The sequence below is a fragment of the Pseudomonas sp. 21615526 genome (assembly GCF_013386245.1).
Classification (GTDB): Bacteria; Pseudomonadota; Gammaproteobacteria; order Pseudomonadales; family Pseudomonadaceae; genus Aquipseudomonas.
The window spans coordinates 1-843 of sequence record NZ_JACAOM010000264.1 but is presented as its reverse complement, the minus strand read 5'-3'; the positions used below and the strand labels follow the sequence as shown (position 1 = coordinate 843).

Annotated in this window: 1 protein-coding gene; it reads right to left on the bottom strand. The window is 64.5% G+C overall.

Features of this window, described 5'->3' with window-relative positions:
• Positions 1 to 843: aromatic amino acid lyase (locus HX786_RS31615; protein WP_178913096.1), on the bottom strand; the 843-nt coding region annotated here is incomplete at both ends.

Sequence of the window (843 nt, the reverse complement as noted above, 5' to 3'; positions counted from 1 at the left end):
GCACCAGCTCGTTCAGGCAACGCGTTGCCAGCAGCTCACTGGCGGCATTGATGTCCGGCGCAAAGAAGCGGTCCTTCTCATAAAACGCGACTTTGCTGCGCAGGATCCCGCGCGCCTTTTCCAGCGCCGGCGAGGTTTTCAAGCCATTGCGCAGGTCCAGGCCCTGGCAAGCCGCCAACCATTCCACCGCCAGCACACCGCGGGTGTTCTCGGCCATTTCCCACAGGCGCTTGCCCGCCGCCGGGGCCATCGACACGTGGTCTTCCTGGTTGGCTGACGTCGGCAGGCTGTCGACGCTATGGGGATGCGCCAGTGCCTTGTTCTCGCTGGCCAATGCCGCCGCCGTCACCTGGGCGATCATGAAGCCGGAGTTCACACCGCCATTGCCCACCAGGAATGGCGGCAGTTGCGACATGTGCTTGTCCATCATCAACGAGATGCGACGTTCGCTCAGGGAGCCGATTTCCGCGATGGCCAGCGCCATGTTGTCCGCCGCCATGGCCACCGGTTCGGCGTGGAAGTTGCCACCGGAAATCACGTCACCTTCAGCCGCGAACACCAGCGGGTTATCCGACACGGCGTTGGCTTCCACCACCAGTACTTCGGCCGCCTGGCGGAACTGGGTCAGGCAGGCGCCCATGACTTGTGGCTGGCAACGCAGGGAGTACGGGTCCTGGACCTTGTCGCAGTTTTCGTGGGATTGCGACACTTCGCTGCTTTCACCCAGCAGGGCGCGATAAGCGGCCGCAGAGTCGATCTGGCCGCGTTGGCCCCGGGCAGCGTGAATGCGTGCGTCGAACGGCGAGCGCGAACCCAGCACGGCTTCCACCGTCAGGGCGCCAC